Origin of the sequence: Mesorhizobium sp. M7A.F.Ca.CA.004.12.1.1 (genome assembly GCF_003997835.1) — a bacterium.
In the GTDB taxonomy this organism is placed as follows: Bacteria; Pseudomonadota; Alphaproteobacteria; order Rhizobiales; family Rhizobiaceae; genus Mesorhizobium.
The window spans coordinates 1-1,101 of the sequence record NZ_RZRK01001260.1 but is presented as its reverse complement, the minus strand read 5'-3'; the positions used below and the strand labels follow the sequence as shown (position 1 = coordinate 1,101).

The following is a 1,101-nucleotide window of genomic DNA, read 5'->3' as shown; positions in this document are numbered from 1 at the left end:
CGGCCAGTGCGGCGCCTGCACGGTGCTGGTCGACGGCAAGCGCATCAACTCATGCCTGGCGCTAGCGGTCAGCCATGACGGCGCCCAAGTCTTGACCATCGAAGGCGTCGCCCACGGCGAGGAACTGCATCCGGTGCAGGCCGCCTTCATCGCCCATGACGGCTTGCAGTGCGGGTTCTGCACACCCGGCCAGATCATGAGCACGCTCGGCCTGATCGCCGAGGCACAGGCCGGCGACGATCCCGAACGCATCCGTGAGGGGCTGAGCGGCAACATATGCCGATGCGCGGCCTATGGCGGCATCGTCGAGGCCGTCCTGGAAGCCCAGCAACAGCTTGTCAAAGCCGACCGGAGGACCGCGGCATGAGAGATTTCGATTACATCAGGCCAGCCACCATCCCCGACGCCATCGCCGCGGCAGCCGAGCCGGGTTCGGCCTATCTCGCCGGCGGCACCAATCTGCTCGACCTGATGAAAGGCGGCATCACCAGTCCCGAGCGTATCGTCGACATTTCCCGGCTGCCGGAGCTCAACCGCATCGAACGGCTGGACGATGGTGGCCTGCGCATCGGCGCGCTGGTCCGTAATGCCGACCTTGCCTACGATCCGGCGTTCGCGAAATCCTATCCGGCGGTGGCCGAGGCGCTGCTGTCGGGTGCTTCGGCGCAGCTTCGCAACGCCGCCACCGTCGGCGGCAATCTGCTGCAGCGCACGCGCTGCAGCTATTTCTACGACACCGCCAGCGCCTGCAACAGGCGCGAGCCAGGCGCCGGCTGCGATGCGCTGGGCGGCGAGAACCGCCTGCACGCCGTGCTAGGCTGGAGCGACGCCTGCATCGCCACCCACCCGTCGGACTTCTGCGTGCCGCTGGTGGCGCTCGACGCCGTGGTCGAGATCGAGGGCAAGAAGGGCCGGCGTCATGTGACACTGGAGGAATTCCACCGGCTTCCCGGCGAAACGCCGCAGCGGGAGAATGCGCTAGAGCCCGGCGACCTGATCGTGGCGGTGCGCCTGCCGGCGGAGGCGGCCTCCTTCTCCGCCAATGCCCGTTACCTGAAAGTCCGCGAACGCACCTCTTATGCTTTTGCCGTCGTATCGGCC

2 protein-coding genes are annotated in these 1,101 nt (G+C 67.3%); both read left to right on the top strand.

From position 1 onward, the window contains the following. Window positions 1-367 (top strand): (2Fe-2S)-binding protein (locus tag EN984_RS35625; protein WP_164765970.1); only part of this gene is annotated, 367 nt, incomplete at its 5' end. After that, window positions 364-1,101, top strand: a 738-nt coding sequence (locus tag EN984_RS35620) for a xanthine dehydrogenase family protein subunit M (protein ID WP_164765969.1), incomplete at its 3' end; no start/stop codon positions are given. The genes EN984_RS35625 and EN984_RS35620, both read left to right, overlap by 4 nt.